The organism is Paenibacillus sp. TSA_86.1, assembly GCF_052691815.1.
Genome location: NZ_JBQZGE010000005.1, coordinates 257,556 through 272,318, shown reverse-complemented (window position 1 = coordinate 272,318; position 14,763 = coordinate 257,556). Strand labels below are relative to the sequence as shown.

12 protein-coding genes are annotated in these 14,763 nt (G+C 48.0%); 5 read left to right on the top strand and 7 right to left on the bottom strand.

Annotation, left to right across the window (positions count from 1 at the left end; all coding sequences use genetic code 11):
- Positions 1 to 672: 672 nt before the first annotated feature.
- Entirely contained in the window at positions 673 to 1,050 is a 378-nt protein-coding gene (locus ACUTVW_RS13960) for a DoxX family protein (protein WP_445646356.1), read from the bottom strand.
- Positions 1,051 to 1,440: 390 nt separating this feature from the next.
- Between ACUTVW_RS13960 and ACUTVW_RS13955 the strand changes: the two genes are divergently transcribed.
- A complete protein-coding gene (locus ACUTVW_RS13955; RefSeq protein WP_434753170.1) occupies positions 1,441 to 1,728 on the top strand; it encodes a winged helix-turn-helix transcriptional regulator in 288 nt (95 codons plus the stop codon).
- Between the two features lie 121 nt (positions 1,729 to 1,849).
- Here the strand turns inward: ACUTVW_RS13955 and ACUTVW_RS13950 are convergent, their stop codons facing one another.
- The 5 genes from ACUTVW_RS13950 to ACUTVW_RS13930 form a co-directional block, all read right to left on the bottom strand.
- Positions 1,850 to 2,830, bottom strand: a complete 981-nt coding sequence (locus ACUTVW_RS13950; protein ID WP_445646355.1) for a Gfo/Idh/MocA family protein — start codon at positions 2,828 to 2,830, stop codon at positions 1,850 to 1,852.
- A gap of 69 nt (positions 2,831 to 2,899) precedes the next feature.
- Positions 2,900 to 4,558 carry a glycerol-3-phosphate dehydrogenase/oxidase gene (locus ACUTVW_RS13945; protein ID WP_445646354.1) on the bottom strand — a complete coding sequence of 553 codons (1,659 nt, stop codon included), beginning with the start codon at positions 4,556 to 4,558 and terminating at the stop codon, positions 2,900 to 2,902.
- Positions 4,559 to 4,960: 402 nt separating this feature from the next.
- On the bottom strand, positions 4,961 to 6,448 hold the full coding sequence (glpK, locus tag ACUTVW_RS13940; RefSeq protein ID WP_445646353.1) for a glycerol kinase GlpK: 1,488 nt from the start codon (positions 6,446 to 6,448) through the stop codon (positions 4,961 to 4,963).
- A 22-nt stretch (positions 6,449 to 6,470) separates the two neighbouring features.
- On the bottom strand, positions 6,471 to 7,040 hold the full coding sequence (locus tag ACUTVW_RS13935; RefSeq protein ID WP_445646417.1) for a glycerol-3-phosphate responsive antiterminator: 570 nt from the start codon (positions 7,038 to 7,040) through the stop codon (positions 6,471 to 6,473).
- 282 nt (positions 7,041 to 7,322) lie between these two features.
- Entirely contained in the window at positions 7,323 to 8,096 is a 774-nt protein-coding gene (locus ACUTVW_RS13930) for a GTP cyclohydrolase II (RefSeq protein ID WP_445646352.1), read from the bottom strand.
- A 391-nt stretch (positions 8,097 to 8,487) separates the two neighbouring features.
- Here ACUTVW_RS13930 and ACUTVW_RS13925 point away from each other — a divergent pair, with 391 nt between their 5' ends.
- From ACUTVW_RS13925 to gntK, 4 genes are all read left to right on the top strand, one after another.
- Entirely contained in the window at positions 8,488 to 9,762 is a 1,275-nt protein-coding gene (locus ACUTVW_RS13925) for an ABC transporter substrate-binding protein (RefSeq protein ID WP_445646351.1), read from the top strand.
- Positions 9,763 to 9,857: 95 nt separating this feature from the next.
- Positions 9,858 to 10,808: a carbohydrate ABC transporter permease gene (locus tag ACUTVW_RS13920; RefSeq protein WP_445646350.1), complete on the top strand. Its 951-nt coding sequence runs from the start codon at positions 9,858 to 9,860 to the stop codon at positions 10,806 to 10,808.
- Positions 10,809 to 10,829: 21 nt separating this feature from the next.
- Positions 10,830 to 11,657, top strand: a complete 828-nt coding sequence (locus ACUTVW_RS13915) for a carbohydrate ABC transporter permease (protein WP_145333615.1) — start codon at positions 10,830 to 10,832, stop codon at positions 11,655 to 11,657.
- A 213-nt stretch (positions 11,658 to 11,870) separates the two neighbouring features.
- Positions 11,871 to 13,421, top strand: a complete 1,551-nt coding sequence (gene gntK / locus ACUTVW_RS13910; protein WP_445646416.1) for a gluconokinase — start codon at positions 11,871 to 11,873, stop codon at positions 13,419 to 13,421.
- Positions 13,422 to 14,251: 830 nt separating this feature from the next.
- On the opposite strand, the gene ACUTVW_RS13905 is transcribed toward gntK, so the two are convergent.
- Complete coding sequence (locus ACUTVW_RS13905; protein ID WP_445646349.1) at positions 14,252 to 14,686, bottom strand: nuclear transport factor 2 family protein; 435 nt, start codon at positions 14,684 to 14,686, stop codon at positions 14,252 to 14,254.
- Positions 14,687 to 14,763 lie beyond the last annotated feature (77 nt).

Sequence of the window (14,763 nt, the reverse complement as noted above, 5' to 3'; positions counted from 1 at the left end):
GATAATATGAAGAAAACAATTATCGGCATCTCGTTTCTATATTTTGGGACTATCGTTTGTCTAGCTATATTAGGTTATGGATTAAAATATTCACAAAGTCTAACAGAGTGGGATCCTAAATACGGGAAATTGTGGTCATTTATTGGAGATAATTATTTACTTGCACCTTTTGTTGTTTCTTTATTGATTACATTAATTGCAATTGTTTTGTTAATTAAAGAATATTTTTCGAAAAAATAATTCGGGATCTTATTAAGTTTTTTTGTATGTCTAACGAATACTAGCCGACCCTTAAATTAAAGGTCGGCTTCTTATTATGTATTAATGAAAGAAGTAAGACTCAGAGTTGAAAAAGCTTTCCTGGAATTCATAAAATTATGCGCTTGATGTATATACTCTTGTAAGATTCTTTCTACAAGATAATCTGTATGTATATTGTTCTTGAGAGAGTACTTTTACAAAAAAAGAGGATTTCCTCACATTGTTAGGAGTACACCGTTTCAGATAGTATCCTCTGCTGAGTGACTTATACTTAAGTCATAACAAATCACCACATACCTCCTCCATGATATAACAAAAGTAACATATTTTGTGAGAATGAAGAGCATGCTTTGTAATACCATTATGGTAGGCACATGCCCAACTGTGCTGGATAAAGACTTCTGCTCTCTGCTATGCCTGCATCATGTCCATGTTGCTTTCCTCTTCTTCCAGTCTGTGCAAACTCACCATTAATACCACGATGTTGGCCACAAGCAATATAGCCGGGAGAGGTACAGCCGCGTATTGCGAATAGATTAGATGGCTGCCTACAGCCCCAATCAAAATGAAGGTTAGTATACCGGATGCCAAAATGCGGGTACTTGAAAGGAGCAACCCAACTGCACTAAGCAGTTCCAACGCACCGATCAAGTACATGGTCCACGTAGGATAAGAGAAACTATCGAAGGTCTCAATCATCATCTCTGCTCCCGTAATTTTCGTATATCCTGTCATGACGAATACACCCGCCAGTACAACTAAAAAAATAGTTCCCAACACCTTTTTCATATCTTTCATCTCCTATTGATTCAAGTGTTATTGAATTACTAAGGTTTAACAACTGCTCTGATCACCTGTGCATAACTGATCTGCGGTATAATATGTACATATACTATACGTATTATTATTCACAAACTTACTTTTATGAAGCTAGTATATAATAATAAGATAATTTCATCAAGTAATTTTCCGTGAAATGATGTATAATACATACAAAAGGTATGTTACAGTATATTTTGTAGTAACCCCCTTCACATGAAGGTGTTTGTATTTTTTAGAGCGGCAGAACGATTTGTCCTTTTATATAGGTTTGTATTGCACATTTGTCATGAATCGAGGTGAAACACGTTGAAGCTGAGAAAAGTAAAAGCCCCAAATCGTTGTCTGATTACACAAGCAATGGATATCATCGGGAAAAAGTGGGTGCTGCTGATCATGTATCAGCTGTTGTCTGGGCCAAAACGGTTTACAGAACTGGAAGCTGAGATGGCCATTAGCGGGAGACTGTTATCGGAGCGTCTGAAAGAGATGGAGACGGAAGGCATCGTAACCCGGCATATGTATCCCGAGATACCTCCCCGTGTGGAATATGAGCTTACTCCTAAAGGTAGAGCGATTGAACCTGTCATTAATCAAATCTACAGCTGGTCTTCGGACTGGTTAAAAGAACAACAGCAAGTAAAGTAGTTCAAACATCATAAAAACGCCTGCACCGGAACCACCGAGAACATGGTTTTGGTGCAGGCGTTTTTTGAACTGCAACTTTCTGTTGAAGCTTGGACATTTAACGTGTAAGGCGCGATGAAAACTAAAGCTTAACAGGCAGACCCGAATCTACGGATTCCAGTGCAGCGGTTGTGATCCGCTGTGTACGGCATGCATCTGCGTAATCGGACAAAATGCGGGAACGATCGCCCGTACGAAGCGCATGAATAAAGGCTTCATTCTCACGTTCATACGGGTTCTGTCCCGCTGAAACCTCAAGCCCGGCCATCGAATGTGAAGCCGCACTTGGCAACAGAAGGCGATCGGGTGTCCAGTCCCATACACCGGCATCGGTATAGAACTGCAGCCCGGCTCCACCCTCACCGTCAGGCAATAAGCACGTATTCGCAATACTTGCAATCGCACCGCTTTCCAGCTTTAACGTCACGTTCGCTACATCATCAACCGTCACATGCTCATGCTTTTCATGCATGCTGCGCTGAGCAGCTACGGCATAGACCTCTGTCACTTCGCCTGCACAGAAACGGAGTAAATCCACGATATGGGTCGTCTGCTCCACGAACTGGCCTCCAGATCCGTCTTGACGGCGCCACCAGCTAACTCCAGGCATGCCGCCCATCCAGCGCCCCAGAGCCATGCCTACTTTCTGTTCCTGCATCGCTTGTTTCATGACCTGTGCAGCACCCTGATAACGGAAATGATATCCTACAGAGGTTAACAAGGAGGACTGCTGAACCTGTTCCAGTATACGGAGCGGTACATCCATTCCGGTACTCAATGGTTTTTCCACCAGGAACGGAATGCCCCGTTTAATCAACTCTAACTCAATGAGTCCGTGGGACATGGGAGGCACACAGATGTATACGGCATCCAGCTTATTACTGTCCAGCATATGTTCAAGATGATCATAACCTGTAGCATCGTATACGGAGGCCATCGCTTCTGCCTTTTCGATTGTTGTTCCACATACACTTGCGACACGAACATCTTCCATACGTGTAAGAATATCTGCGTGTACCTTACTGAACCAACCTGTTCCTATGATTCCGATCTGTAATGTCATGGATGTTATCCCCTCTCTGTTACGCGCTTACATGTTCCATTCGACCCAGACTCGCGAATTCCTGCCACTTTAGCTCTTTCCGGATGCTTCCATCAACAGTTGATCCAGCTCTTTGGCGTAATTCGCCGTCTTCTGCTCTGACCAGCCAAGTTGTTCTGCCATGTAGATGCTGACTGCTGATTTGTAACGTCGTACCTCATCGATGCGGAAAAATAAGTCCCCCGTTCGGCGTACCCAGAAGTCGGCCGGCGTCGCCGCCATCTCTTCCTCCATTGCATAACGAAGCATTAACAAAAGCTCATGTGGCATGCCGTGAAGCTCGGCCTTGGCCCTTGGATCAGGCATGCGCTCATACAACGCATCCACGTTGGAACCATACGTACGGGCCAGGCGCTCCGCCGCCTGCCGATTTAACCCCAGCGCAACGCCATCTTTGATCTTTCGTTCGGTATACGATACGAATCCGGCCGAACCGCCAACGTCTCCTCCGGAGATGGGCATCTTTTTGGTTACACACGGACCCGGGGTGTACCCGAACTCCTGCTGCATCTGACGTGCGACCAGATCCACGACCATCTCCGCCATTTTGCGATATCCCGTCAGTTTCCCCCCGGCAATCGTAATCAGGCCCGAATCGGATACCCAAACTTCATCCTTACGCGAAATCTCCGAAGGACCCTTGCCCTCCTCATGGATCAGCGGACGTACGCCTGCCCAGCCAGACTCCACATCCTGTGCGCGAATCTGAACTTCCGGGAACATGCCGTTCACCGCATCAATGACATAATCGCGGTCTTCCTCCGTAATTAACGGTTGAGCCGGGTCGTCTCGGTATACCGTATCCGTTGTGCCCACATAGGTTTTGCCATCCCGTGGCACAGCAAAGACCATTCGTCCATCTGGCGTATCAAAATAGACGGCTTGCCGCAGCGGAAAACGTGCGCCGTCGAATACCAGATGAATGCCTTTGGTCATCTGCAGCGTTTTGCCTTGGCGTGAGCCATCCACTTCACGCAGGGTATCCACCCATGGGCCTGAAGCATTGATTACTTTTTTGGCCCTAAGCGTGTAGCTATTTCCGTTCAGTTGATCCACCGCATGGATGCCCGTAATCGTTCCATTCTCCTTCTGGAAAGCGGTAGCTTTCACATAGTTAACGGCCAGCACCCCGCGCCGTACCGCCTCCTTCATCACTTCAATTGTAAGCCTCGCATCATCCGTACGGTACTCGACATAACGCCCGCCGCCCAGCAGTCCCTGCTTCCGCAGCAAAGGTTCACTCGCAGATGTATCACTGGCGTTCAACATCTGTCGCCGTTCACTGCGCTTTACCCCGGCAAGGCGGTCATACACCATGAGTCCAAAAGACGTACTGAACTTGCCAAATGTACCATCCGTGTAGATGGGTAATAACATCGGCTCCGGTGTCGTTACATGTGGCCCATTTTCGTAAACAACCGCCCGCTCCCGTCCAACCTCGGCTACCATCTTCACTTCAAACTGCTTCAAGTAACGCAAACCACCATGCACCAGTTTAGTTGAACGGCTCGATGTGCCTGCTGCGAAATCCTGCATGTCCACAAGTGCCGTCTTCAATCCACGAGATGCCGCATCCAGTGCAATTCCAGCACCCGTAATACCACCACCAATGACCAATATGTCAAAATGTGCATTCGACATCTGCTCCATAACTTCGGTTCGCTGTGCCGCCGAGAACGATGCTGTCATGTCAGAACCCCCTATTATTTCCTTTATTTTTCTCTAAAAAACAACAAAAAAAGGACCACGTCATTCGTTCAGCAATTGCTGAACGCACGTGGTCCCTCCCGATCTCCAGACATCATTTTTAACTTGTAACCTAATCCTATCACAGATTTTCGGCGGCGTGAAGGCCTGTTTTGACACATTATTCAAAAAAATTTTAAAAACTTTATTTACAAGAGGATGGAATTTCAAAGCAAACCACTAACTCTCCAATTTTCCTTATTGTGGACATCTGGTTTAGCCGTTCCAGGAATATAATCCCTGTAAATGATGCATCATTTTCCACCAGTAAATATCATTTATAACATATATTTAATGAAAAAGTACAAATGACCATGTGCAAGAAAAAGGAAATCTTCTGTCATTTTATTTAAAAGCCATCGCTGCTTTGACCGCTCGCTGCCAGCCTGAATACAATTGTTCCCGCTCGTCCCCGGCCATTACTGACGCAAAGATTCGCTCTGTATGATCATGCCGGTTCAATTCAACTGCGTTAGACCAGAATCCGACGGCCAAGCCTGCCAGATAAGCTGCCCCGAGCGCAGTCGTTTCGTTCACGGATGGACGCTCCACCGGAATGCCCAGAATATCACTCTGGAACTGCATCAGAAAATCATTGGCCGCCGCACCGCCGTCAACCCGCAGAGCATGTACAGGGTATCCCGAATCAGTAACCATCGCATCCAGTACATCCTTGGTCTGGTATGCCAGCGCCTCCAGTGTAGCGCGGATAAAATGCTCCTTCGTAGTTCCCCGTGTAAGGCCAAATACGGCCCCCTTCACCTCGCTATCCCAATACGGACTTCCGAGTCCAACGAAAGCAGGTACCATGTACACCCCATCCGTCGAAGGTACCCGCTTCGCATAGTCCTCACTGTCTTTGGACGACCGTAACATGCGAAGACCGTCCCGCAGCCACTGCACAGCCGAACCCGCCACGAAAATGCTGCCTTCCAGTGCATATTGAACTTTTCCATTCACACCCCAGGCAATCGTCGTAATCAGCCCGTGATCCGAATGTACCGGCTCCTCCCCCGTGTTCATGAGCATGAAACAACCGGTACCATATGTATTTTTCATACTGCCTTTTGTATAACATCTCTGACCAAACAGGGCCGCCTGCTGATCCCCTGCCGCTCCCGCAATCGGAACCCGGTGACCGAAGAAGTGGTAATCTGTTGTGTGCGCATATACCTCGGAAGAACCTCGCACTTCAGGCAGCATCGCCTTAGGAATATCCAGGATATCCAGCAATTCATCATCCCACTGCAGCTCATAGATGTTATACATCAGGGTGCGCGAAGCATTGGATACGTCCGTAACATGTGTGCCGCCACTCAGTTTCCAGATCAGCCAGCTGTCGATGGTTCCAAACAGCAGCTCCCCTTTTTCTGCCCGTTCACGGGCACCAGGGACGTGATCCAGAATCCATTTTACTTTGGTACCTGAAAAGTATGGATTGATCAGCAAGCCTGTTTTCTGATGAAACAGGTCGTCGAGCCCTTGCGTTTTCAACTCATCACAGATGGATGCCGTCTGTCTGGACTGCCACACCACCGCATTATAGATCGGTCTGCCGGTTTGTTTGTCCCAAACCACCACGGTCTCCCGTTGATTCGTGATGCCGATACCCGCAATCTGTGCAGGCTTGATGCCACTCTCCGCCAGGCATGATGCCATAACAGCCAGAATGGAACTCCAGATCTCGTTGGCATTTTGCTCCACCCAGCCCGGTTTGGGAAAATACTGAGGGAACTCCTGCTGTGCCATGTGCACAATCTCTCCGCTATGATTAAAGAGAATAGCCCGGGAACTTGTTGTCCCCTGATCCAGAGCCAAAATAAATTTTTCCATACGGTATGCCTCCTGTATGTGGTTATAGTGTAAGCGATTTCTTAAAATGTTTGATCAAATCATCATTCGACGTCGTCACGGCCGCCGCTCCCACCCCAAGCGCAAGCTCTACCTCTTCGGGTGTGCGAATCAGTCCGCCTGCTATGATGGGAATGCCCGTACGTTCAGACACCTCCGCAATAATATGCGGGATGACACCAGGCAATACCTCGATGTAGTCAGGCTGTGTTTTGGCGAGCAGCAGATAACTTTTCTCCAAAGCATGGGTATCGAGCAGAAATACACGCTGAATCGCCGTGATACCTTTTTGTTTTGCTTTCTGAATAACGCTGGCCCGAGTGGAGATCAGCCCGGCCGGACGAATGTGCTGACACAGATACTCTGCGGCGTACTCATCATTCTTCAGCCCCTGCACCAGATCCGCATGCAGCAAAATCTTCTTCTCATACCGCCTTGCCTGCTCCATCATGCTCTGCAGCTGTGCGATATGCGTTTCCAACATGACCCCGTAGGTATAAGGCCCTTCGATAATCGCTTCAAACTGCTTCATGCTCTTCGCAGCTGGCAAAATACGTTGTTCCTCAAATGCCACCATCGTTCCTCCTACGTTCATCAGATGCCTATATTGTATAATCCGTCACACCTGAACAGCAAGCTATTTGGGGAAGCACCGGATTTAGGCAAAAAAAGACCGCTACTATACTTTTCTATACGAAAAGCATCGTAACAGCCCGTCGGTTACTGCGCAGTACAGTATCATATACTGATGTGCATTACGCATTATCACTACAGCATTTCTCGTTTCGTTTTATTCAAAAGGATAACTTGTTCATCAGGCTCGCTTAAATCTTAGATCTAAGCTGCGAACGCTGCATCAGGCCTGTGCGTGTGGAATACGCGCCTCTGCCTCCGCATCTCCCCAGCCATCCACTTCTGCCAAGTGACCTGAACGGTCCACTTTGGTTTGCAGATACTTCTCATTGAATGCCGAACGATCTCCCCACAGTGGAACACGTCCGCCCACATTGAGCCCTGCTTCTTGCAAAGCAGCCAGCTTGCGCGGATTATTCGTAATCAACGTAACCGGAGCCGAGCGAAGTGCACGCAATACGGCGATAGCATCGTCATAATTACGCGCATCATCCGTAAATCCGAGCTGCAAGTTCGCATCTACCGTGTCCAGACCCTCTTCCTGCAAAATGTAAGCCATCGCTTTGCTGAACAGGCCAATGCCCCGACCTTCATGGTTCGCAAGATAGAACAATGCACCTGCACCATGTGCTGCAATCATCTTCATGGACTGCTCTAACTGGAATCCGCAGTCACACCGTTTGCTGCCGAAGATATCACCTGTGTGACAGATGCTGTGCATCCGAATCAGGGCATCCTGCGCTTCAGCAAAATCGCCATACACCAGTACGCTGGATTGCTGGCGCTCGGCCAGTTCAGCATCTGCGAGAGAGGCAATCAGCTCGCTGCTGTCCATCGCTTTGTCCGTTTTCAGCCAGCTGTACCACTGAAATGTTCTGGTTTCCCCATCCAGGTTGACCGGCAGTTTAATTGGGCCCACCAAATGTATGAATTCTTTTCCACTCGGAAAAGTCTGAATTTTAGGGGCAAGCAGTTGAATAATATGTGAATTGATCATCGTTCGTTCCTCCTGTTACGCATCTTCATCTCAAAATTTGTCATAATATCATGCATTCGCAGTCGCGTTGATTTTGGATCACTTGTTCAAGCAATACAGCAAGCATTGACACAAGTGTACAGCAAAATATCACGTATCTATATAATCCTCACTATAATTAGTTACTTAATGTAAGTTAGTTTAGAATAAAAACATTATTGTGTCAAGTAACTTTTATTTTTAAAGTAACTACCCATTTTATGTTACGCAATGGACACAGACCACGTGTTTCATTGGAGGAATATTGGGTATGAGTTTAGAAACTACTCATACACTATTGGTGTAGTCCATGAAGCCCAGCTTTAGTCCTTGATACTTCTTGCGTCAAACCTAATGATGAGGGGGTTAGCATATGAACCGCCGTAGAAGAAGCTGTTGGATAGCCATCACCATGGTCTGTGTCCTGCTAATCAGCGGATGCTCCATCTGGCCGGGACAGGATGATTCGTCATCCAGCAAAAAGGTAACGCTTACACTGTGGTATTGGAACCGATCCATTGACGACAAACTCATTGCCAGAGCCAAGGAGAAGTTCCCTAATATTGAACTGACTGCCCAGAAGATCGGCGGGGATTTCAAAGCCAAGCTCAAAACAACCCTCGCTGCACGTTCAGGTGAGCCAGACATCGTTGCCCTTAACGACTGGATCATGGAGTTATTCCCGAGTGAGGATCGATTCTATAATCTGTACGACCTTGGCGCAGGCGAGGTTGAAGATCAGTATCTGCCATGGAAATGGAAGCAGGGTGTAACGCCAAATGGACAGATGATCGGCTTCCCGATGGATACGGGGCCAACAGCCCTTTTCTATCGTGCAGACCTTTTCAAAGAGGCGGGTTTACCCTCCGAGCCGGAACAGGTCGCACACCAGATCGATAACTGGGATGCTTACGCTGCTGCCGGAGAGCAGATCAAGGCCAAGTTCGGCGGTAAGGTTTTTCTGACCGATAATATCGGAAGCGTTTACAACCAAGTGCTTTCCCAGGCTTCGGAACGATACTTCCGCCCAGATGGTTCGTTTATCGGCATGGATTCTCCTGCTGTACGCAAAAGCTGGGATATGGCCGTTGCTTTTAAGGAAAAAGGACTGCTTGCTAACGCTGACGGCTGGACACCCACCTGGAATGCGGCGATGAATAACGGCGAAATTGCCTCATTCGTTGGTGCAGTCTGGATGAAGCAGGTGCTTCAGGAGGCGGCGCCGGATACTTCAGGCAAATGGCGTGTTACCCGCGCTCCTGGAGGAGACGGCAATAACGGCGGCTCCTTTCTTTCTATTTTAAAATCCAGCAAACATCCGAAAGAAGCCTTTGAATTGATTCGCTGGCTGCAAAGTCCAGAGAACCAATTAGAGCAGTATCAGACGCTCAATCTGTTCCCGTCAGCTCCAAGTGTGTTTGATAAACCAGCCGTGCAGGAGAAGGAACCTTTCTTCGGCGGGCAAGCAACAGGCCCGGTATTTGCCGAATCGGCACAACATGTGCCGGATGCCTTTTTTGGCGAACGATACCCGTCGGTACACAATATCATCACCCGGCGTCTGAACGATGTTGCCAAACAGAACGCTGATCCACAACAAGTCTGGTCGGATACGGTGCACCGTGTCGAGCGGGAGTTACAACGTTAAGGCAGACATCTAATTTCTGGCTGATATCTCTTGATTTTTTAGCCTCACTGGGTCTCGTTTGATGTGGATTCGTTATCCGTAAAGGAGGAGTTGTTATGGCTGTCACCGAACCTCGCACGTCCCCTGAGTCCGGTCCGTTCCAGCCCGGTCTGGATCGCCAAAAATCACTCTGGGCCCGCATATGGGAGCATCGCGCGCTCTATGTTGCCATCTCGCCTTTTTACATTCTGTTCGCCGTGTTTGGACTGTTCCCGATCGCCTTCTCGCTGTATCTGGCCTTTCATAAATGGGATGGAATCGGTGTGATGACGTATAACGGCTTGAACAATTTCAAATACATGCTCACCGATGCCGAATTCTGGCAAGCGGTAGGCAACACGTTTATGATCTGGATTTATTCGACCATTCCGATGCTTTTCTTCGCCCTCATTATTGCGTTTCTGCTACATGCGCCTTTTATCAAGTTCCGCACCTTGTTCCGGGTCGGTTACTTTCTGCCCAACGTCACATCCATCGTGGCTGTAGCGATTATCTTCGGCGCACTGTTTGCGAACAATTACGGCTTCCTCAACTATCTGCTGCAGTCAGTCGGGCTTCCGGTGGTCGAATGGCTGAATGCACCATGGGGCATCAAAATCGCCATCTCCTCCATGGTTGTCTGGCGCTGGACGGGATATAATGCCATTATTTATCTGGCCGGACTTCAAAGCATCCCGCAAACGCTGTATGAAGCAGCCAAAATTGACGGGGCATCTGCCGCGCAATCCTTCTTCCGTATTACGATTCCGATGTTGCGCCCGGTCATCCTGTTCACGGTAATTACATCTACCATTGGTGGCATGCAACTGTTCACCGAACCGCAGGTGCTGGTAGGAAATGACGGTGGTGCCGGAGCAGCGGGAATGACGATTGTGCTGTACTTGTACCGCGAATCCTTTATCAACAATTATTTTGGTTACGGCGCTGCCGTTGGCTGGGGTATGTTCCTGATCATCGCTCTGTTCTCCATTGTGAACTGGAAGCTAGTCCAAGGTAAATCATCCTGATGTGACAAGGGGGGAGCGCTTATGGCGTCCAAACATCTCAAGTCGCTGGTGCTGTATACCGGCCTGATCGGTGGCATGCTTATATCCATGTTCCCGTTCTACTGGCTAATGGTTATGTCAACACGAACAACGTCCGACATCTACAAGTTTCCACCCCAACTCTGGTTCGGCGGTGAACTGTGGAACAATATTACACGGGTTTTGCAGCAGATTGATTTCTGGGGAGCCTTTCTGAATACCTTGTTTGTGTCAGGTGTCGTGACCATCCTGGTGTTGTTCTTTGATTCATTGGCGGGGTTTGCGTTTGCGAAGTTTGAGTTTCCGGGCAAAAAATGGCTCTTCGTCCTGCTGCTCGCCACCATGATGGTGCCTTCCCAGCTGTCGCTGGTGCCTTCCTTCGTACTCATGGCCACGTTCGGATGGGTGGGTTCCTTCAAAGCCCTCATTATCCCGGGCATGGTTAACGCCTTCGGCATTTTCTGGATCCGTCAGTACGCGACGGAATCTATCCCGAACGATCTGCTGGATGCAGGACGAATCGACGGATGTAATTTTTTTCGCTTGTACTGGAACGTAGCTTTGCCGATTCTAAGGCCTGCATTTGCCTTTCTCGGCGCATTTACGTTTATTGGGGTATGGAACGACTACCTGTGGCCGTTAATTGTACTGACGGATGCACGCAAATACACGCTTCAGATTGCATTATCTCAATTAAACGGACTCTATAACACGGACTATGCGATGGTCATTGCAGGTACACTGCTTGCCGTCCTTCCGCTCATCATCATGTTCCTTTTTATCAGCCGACAATTCATCTCGGATATTGCCGCAGGAGCGGTGAAGGACTAACTGAGAGAAGCTAGGTATGAGAGGGATGAGAGATATCCAGAGCGCTGGGAGCAAAGTACCGATATGAAGCCATTTTGATCCTTCCCTCAAGTCTGATATTCTTATTCTAGAGATGAGATGTAAGACTTTAAATAGATCTAGGCTTGGATGAATAGGTGTGTATACTTCATTTATCCAACGTGTATGTTCAAGTGAGAGAGAGGGATGATCACTATGGCGGCTTCACCTTATATGATTGGCGTAGATATCGGCACAACTTCCACCAAGGCTGTGTTGTTCAAGCAGGATGGCAACATCGTGGCACAAGGTAGTGCAGATTATCCGCTGCACACACCAACACCCGCCATTGCAGAGCAGGATGCGGAGGACATTTTCCAAGCAGTCCTTACATCGGTGCAGCAAGCTACTTCGAAAGCCGGGGTAAAGCCGGACGATATTCTATTGGTTTCGTTCAGTTCGGCCATGCACAGCGTTCTGCCTGTGGACGTACAAGGTAAACCGTTAATGCGAGCGATGACCTGGGCGGACAATCGCAGTGCCGAGTGGACGGAAGTACTCCAATCAGAGATGAACGGGCATGAAATTTATCTGCGAACGGGTACACCCATTCATCCCATGTCCCCACTAACTAAAATCATGTGGCTCACCCGGGAAGAACCGGACTTGTTCCGACAGACACATAAAATAATCTCCATGAAGGAATATGTTTTTTATAAATTGTTCACAACGTTTGTTATCGACCATTCAATGGCCTCCGCCACCGGACTCATGAATCTGGAAAAGCTGGCATGGGATGCAGAAGCACTGCATGTAGCCGGTATTACGCCAGAGCATCTGTCCAGCCTTGTACCTACAACGCATGTTTTAAAAGAGGGACTTAAACCCGAGTATGCCAAAGCGATGGGCATTGCGGTAACAACTCCGTTTGTGATTGGAGCAAGTGACGGCGTGCTCTCGAATCTGGGCGTGAATGCCATTGACCCCGGGGTTGTTGCCGTGACCATTGGCACGAGCGGGGCGATCCGTACTGTCGTGGATAAACCGGTGACCGATCCGAAAGGGCGTTTCTTCTGTTATGCACTTACGGAAGATCAATGGGTGATTGGCGGTCCGGTGAACAACGGCGGGGTGATTTTCCGCTGGATTCGGGATGAGTTTGCGGCTTCTGAGGTGGAAACGGCGAAACGGCTCGGGATTGATCCGTATGAAGTCCTGACACGTGTCGCTGAAAATGTACCGCCAGGTTCCGAAGGCCTGTTATTCCACCCTTACATGACAGGAGAACGCGCTCCACTTTGGAACCCGAATGCACGCGGCTCATTTTTCGGCTTGACGCTACATCATAAGAAAGAGCATATGATTCGTGCTGCGCTGGAAGGTGTGCTGTTTAACCTGTATACGGTCATGCTGGCGATTGAAGAGAAGATTGGCCGTCCGAAAAAGATTCAGGCCACTGGCGGCTTCGCCCGCTCCGAGCTGTGGCGACAGATGATGGCTGATATTTTTGATCAGGATGTCATCATCCCCGAGAGCATCGAAAGTTCCTGTCTCGGCGCCGCCGTGCTTGGGCTGTATGCTATAGGCCGCATCGATTCCCTGAGTGCCGTCTCCGGCATGATCGGATCGACGCACCGCCATCAGCCACACCCGGACAGTGTACGCGTATATCGCGAACTGTTGCCCATTTTCATCCGCATCTCACGCAAATTCGAAGAGGAATATGCCGATATCGCGGCATTCCAGAATCGAATGATGCAGGAGTAAGAGCGAGTTGGCACATAAGGTACCGCGATAGTGATTCTTAGAATCAGATAGATGATGCTGGAGGCTTGGGCAGAAGTGTTCCGCTAAGGATACTGGAGATCAGATGGGCGGGAGCTATGCGCTAAACATCTCCTAGAGCCGGACGAATGATGCTGGTGCAGGAGCGAAGTACTAGCGATCTCTAATATCGAGAGCAGGTACGAGATACTAACGAAGATACCAGTTGGTGCAGATGCAGGAAGCTAACGATCACCAGGAAGCTTATTTCATGGTTTTGGCAGGGTTTCGAAATCTAACGATCACCAGACACCTTATTTCCGAATTTTCAGGCTAAAAGTGGCCTAAAAACAGCTATTTGGGGTAAATAGCGTCACTGGTGATCGTTAGAATCTGAGAGCCTAATTTTTTCACCAAATAGCGTCGCTGGTGATCGTTAGAAATTTGGGAGCTCTGGACGGCTCCGCCCTTTTCTTCCTTCAACTCCTCTGTATTCCCACATCCCTCACCTAAACCTAAATAAACCCCACAGCCTTACACTGCGGAGTTCACCAAATAACTCAAATTACAATAAGTCAATAATGATTACTACCTAAATGGTATTACATTACGTACTTATAGCTCTCGCGTACCTTTAGGTCTTACCTATCTTTAGTTCGCACGTACTTATTGCTCTCACGTATTTATAGCTCTTACGTACCTTTAAGTCTTACTTAGATTACCTTTATGTCTCACAAAATTATAACTCTCACATATTTAATTCACTTTTATGAGTGACCTTAATACTTAGCCATGTTTACCCTCAAGAGTCATAGCGCTCTGACGAATGAAATTCACTCATACGAGCTATATTTGCTAAATGCATTCTCGTCTGCTTGCACGTTTTCCAGATACATAATCTGTCCCTCATCATTCACACGTGCAATATCCTTGCCCACCTTTGCATACACCGTTCCGTCTGCTGCTTGTCCGCACACAGCCCAGTTCGTTTGATAACTTCCGTCAGGCTGGAGTACCCATGCATCCCACATATGTTTAATGTCCTGGTTGTATTCGTAGAAAGCCTTCATAAATCCCTCAAACCCTGTGTGACTGTTGCCATTCAACACAATCTCGGCATCTAGTGTAAACAGGGATAACAAGTCCTGCATAGCCCGTTTGTCTGTGCGTGAAGCATCAAATAATCGGAAGTAGTTATTTAACATCGTAATGTTCACTGCTGTATTTATAGCACCGGTACTGTTGTGGATTCCTGTTGCTGTATTCATTATCGATTGCCCCCTGTAGTTTCATGCTGTCTTATACATTTCATTGCAAAATATCTCAAACAGTATATCCTTTTCAA

What these genes read in the sequence shown, in the direction of transcription:
- ACUTVW_RS13930 (WP_445646352.1), bottom strand. Translation starts at nt 8,096, where the DNA reads ATGATCAATTCACATATTATTCAACTGCTTGCCCCTAAAATTCAGACT.
- ACUTVW_RS13955 (WP_434753170.1), top strand. Translation starts at nt 1,441, where the DNA reads ATGGATATCATCGGGAAAAAGTGGGTGCTGCTGATCATGTATCAGCTG.
- ACUTVW_RS13960 (WP_445646356.1), bottom strand. Translation starts at nt 1,050, where the DNA reads ATGAAAAAGGTGTTGGGAACTATTTTTTTAGTTGTACTGGCGGGTGTA.
- ACUTVW_RS13945 (WP_445646354.1), bottom strand. Translation starts at nt 4,558, where the DNA reads ATGACAGCATCGTTCTCGGCGGCACAGCGAACCGAAGTTATGGAGCAG.
- gntK (WP_445646416.1), top strand. Translation starts at nt 11,871, where the DNA reads ATGGCGGCTTCACCTTATATGATTGGCGTAGATATCGGCACAACTTCC.
- ACUTVW_RS13905 (WP_445646349.1), bottom strand. Translation starts at nt 14,686, where the DNA reads ATGAATACAGCAACAGGAATCCACAACAGTACCGGTGCTATAAATACA.
- glpK (WP_445646353.1), bottom strand. Translation starts at nt 6,448, where the DNA reads ATGGAAAAATTTATTTTGGCTCTGGATCAGGGGACAACAAGTTCCCGG.
- ACUTVW_RS13915 (WP_145333615.1), top strand. Translation starts at nt 10,830, where the DNA reads ATGGCGTCCAAACATCTCAAGTCGCTGGTGCTGTATACCGGCCTGATC.
- ACUTVW_RS13950 (WP_445646355.1), bottom strand. Translation starts at nt 2,830, where the DNA reads ATGACATTACAGATCGGAATCATAGGAACAGGTTGGTTCAGTAAGGTA.
- ACUTVW_RS13925 (WP_445646351.1), top strand. Translation starts at nt 8,488, where the DNA reads ATGAACCGCCGTAGAAGAAGCTGTTGGATAGCCATCACCATGGTCTGT.
- ACUTVW_RS13920 (WP_445646350.1), top strand. Translation starts at nt 9,858, where the DNA reads ATGGCTGTCACCGAACCTCGCACGTCCCCTGAGTCCGGTCCGTTCCAG.